This is a genomic window from Sediminibacterium sp. C3, assembly GCF_000508085.1.
Classification (GTDB): Bacteria; Bacteroidota; Bacteroidia; order Chitinophagales; family Chitinophagaceae; genus Sediminibacterium.
This window is the reverse complement of record NZ_KI669560.1, coordinates 3213939-3216888: the sequence shown is the minus strand read 5'-3', so window position 1 is coordinate 3216888 and position 2950 is coordinate 3213939. Positions and strand designations below refer to the sequence as shown.

General features: G+C 35.9%; 3 protein-coding genes. 2 read left to right on the top strand and 1 reads right to left on the bottom strand.

The window, feature by feature from the left end; genetic code table 11:
- Positions 1-617 precede the first annotated feature (617 nt).
- A complete protein-coding gene (gene ltrA, locus F777_RS0115090; protein ID WP_051408653.1) occupies positions 618-1796 on the top strand; it encodes a group II intron reverse transcriptase/maturase in 1179 nt (392 codons plus the stop codon).
- A 370-nt stretch (positions 1797-2166) separates the two neighbouring features.
- Positions 2167-2415, top strand: a complete 249-nt coding sequence (locus tag F777_RS0115080) for a hypothetical protein (protein ID WP_026752770.1) — start codon at positions 2167-2169, stop codon at positions 2413-2415.
- Positions 2416-2417: 2 nt separating this feature from the next.
- Here F777_RS0115080 and F777_RS17025 read toward each other — a convergent pair.
- The coding region (locus tag F777_RS17025) for an IS30 family transposase (RefSeq protein ID WP_161631533.1) at positions 2418-2950 on the bottom strand (533 nt) is incomplete at its 5' end.

Sequence of the window (2950 nt, the reverse complement as noted above, 5' to 3'; positions counted from 1 at the left end):
TGCGTAAAGCCTCGGGCGTGTGTGACTTGAATTAAACATTATTGAGATTAATGTTTAAATGCTGTAAAACAGATGGAAGAATTTCTCTGATAATAGCGAGAAATTATGGTCTTCCGAAGACGACTTTCTGGAGTAGTTTTCAAACCACTTTATGCTGCAATAATTGGAAACGATTTTGTAGTGAGCGATAAAGAAAAACAGGAACGATGATTTCTGTAGGTGCGTAATACAAGAGCTGAACGCAAGTGAACCAATGATGAAGCCTCGTAAGGGCAATAGCGATGTCGAAAGTAAGCAGTTACGTTTGTGTTTACGAATAGAGTGTAATGAATACCAGATTATAGGTTACACGACATCCGGGGTTAAGTTGGCAGGACTGTATTACAGGCTGTTTTATGGAACAAGTGAAGTCATTGTTGTTTTGTAAAATCGAAAGAGGAACAAACGCTTTTGGATGAGGCGAAGCAATGGCGGCAGACTTAATCATAGTAGTGAGGAAACTTAAGAAACTAAGTGGAGCGAAGGATTAAGCTTGTTTAGTTATCAAAACCAATTTACAACCAGGAATGGGATGACAGATTATTTGAGACAAAAATCAACAACCAATTACCAAGTTAATGGTGTGGCAGGCTTACAAGAAAGTAAGAGCCAATCAAGGGAGTGCTGGCTTAGATGGTATGACATGGGAGTATGTAGACAAAAATGCATATAGATTATTATACAAGCTATGGAACAGACTTTCTTCAGGATCATATTTTCCAGCACCTGTTCGCCAAGTTGCTATTGCAAAGAAAGATGGTGGAATAAGAAGTTTAGGCATTCCGACTATCATGGACCGCATAGCACAACAAGTTGTCAAGCAACATTTAGAATTGCAGGTGGAACCCGTTTTTCATGAGGGGTCATACGGATATCGACCCAATCGAAGCTGTCACGATGCTGTTGCAAAAGCCAACAGTAATTGTTTTAATCACGATTTTGTGATAGACATCGACATACAAGGCTTCTTCGATACCATTAATCATGAACTATTAATGACTGCGGTTGCACATTACTGCAAAGACAAATGGGTACAATTGTATGTAGAGAGATGGTTAAAAGCGGGAATAATAGAGCAGGATGGCAAAGCCACAAGAACTGTGTTGGGTACACCACAAGGTGGAGTAATTAGTCCGTTATTAGCAAATATTTTTCTACATGTAGTATTTGATGGGTGGATGGCAAAGGAACATCCAGAAAAGCCATTTGAACGATATGCAGACGATATAGTAGTTCATTGCAAGACGGAGAAACAAGCAATATATGTGCTTAACAAAATCAAACAGAGAATGGAGAAGTGTAAACTAACCTTACACCCTACCAAAACAAGAATAGTCAATCTGAGAGGGTATTCAGAAAAGAAATACCCCAAAGGCTTTGACTTTTTAGGATTCACTATACGCCCCAATTGTGTAAAGTTTAAAGAAAAGGTTTTGATTGTTCCAAGCATCTTCATTAGTACTAAATCCAGGACTAGTTTACTGGAAAAGTTTAAAGATTGGAATATACACAAGCGGCGAAAACCACTTGTAACTTTAGCCCAATATTTAACACCACAAATACGGGGAATCATGAATTACTTTCATAAGTTCTCAAGTGGTCATATGAACTATGTCTGGAAACAATTAAATGCGAGACTATTAAAATGGGTTAAATGGGAAAAGGGTTTGGGGGTAAGAGCAGCAATTAAATGGTTGCAAATACAATACAAACTCAATCCTCAATTATTCCCACACTGGCAAGTGGCACATCCGTAAGTTATAATTAACTTGTGATTTATAAACAAGAAGAGCCGTGTGATGGGAGACTATCAAGCACGGTTCCGTGAGAACGTAAGGGTGAAAATCCCTTGCGTGACTCGATTGACATTGCTTGTTTCAAATTTTCAATAGATAAAAATGATTGAATTTATATGAAAGGGCATCACGGAAAGCAATCATTTTCCCAATTTTATAATTATGAACATTGTCAATTTGCTTTTTTGCAATTAATATATTTTCATTACTTTTAAAATACTCAACACGAGTTATCTTGTTCAATTAAACATAAAAGTAGTTTCTCTAAATTCTACGCAAATTCTGAGATTGTCATTGGAATCTTTATATTCATAATTGATAATATTAATTTATGCTTCATTCAACTAACCAATTAATTGCAGATTTAGAACTTCTTACATCTCTTCAAAAAGACTTAAATAGTCTTTATCAAGAAGTAAAAGATTTATATCAACAAAAGGAATATTCCGAGATAAAACAAATGTTGCTTAGTCAATTGCATAAAGACTGGTATGATTTTATGACCCAAAAAGCAGAATTAGATGCTTCAGAATATATTGGCTTACCTGAATATAAGTTAGTAAAAACTAGGATTCTCTAAGTTCAAGTAATAAGTGCAATTTTTTGTTGTAGCACTTGATTAGGGGTTAGGTAATTAAATTTTCTTACTGGTCTATCGTTTAATAATTGTTCAACACGTTTTACTTGATAATCAGTCACCAGACTAAGGTCAGTCTTTTTAGGGAAAAACCTTCTGATCTGTCCAATTCTGTTTTCAACTGTTCCTTTATCTTGACTGGTATACGGTCTAGTAAAGTAAGTTTCAACATTCAACGCTTCGGCAACATCCATATGATTAGCAAATCCCAAGTCATTATCAAAAGTTACAGTGTACACTGGATAGTCTGCCTGCTCCAGCTTTTTAATAATGGCTTTACTTACTGTTTCACTACGCCTGTTACGAAGTTTGTGAAGACTGGTATGCAAAGTAGCCCTATCTGTCATTACCAATAATGCTCCTTTATGATTCTTACCCATCATAAAATCAACTTCAATATCTCCTGGCCTAATTCGTTTATTGACTATTTTAGGTCGCTTTTCAATTGGTACTCTGTTAGAAATTATACCACGGTTAT